This window comes from Bartonella sp. MR168JLCBS (assembly GCF_042194175.1).
In genome coordinates this window covers 403-692 of sequence record NZ_JBHIMP010000395.1, presented here as the reverse complement: position 1 = coordinate 692, position 290 = coordinate 403, and positions in this window count along the sequence as shown.

The following is a 290-nucleotide window of genomic DNA, read 5'->3' as shown; positions in this document are numbered from 1 at the left end:
AACGTTATTCTCGCTCTTCATGGTTATCGTCTGCAGGAAAGATGAAAAGTTGCAGTTGCCGGCAAGAGCACACTCTTTTGCTTTCGATTCAGAAAGCAATGAAGATTTCTGATTTTCTTGTGAGGCAGCTTGCACATTTTAATCTGAAAAACATTTCAATACAGACCATAAAACTGCCGTATTGTTATTAACAATAAAGGTAGCTCTGACGCTCGTTGGCGTCCAAGTTAGGTGAGAAGAAATAGGGGGTGTTACATCTCCCTGGGGGAAAAGTCAGCGTTCTTCATCAC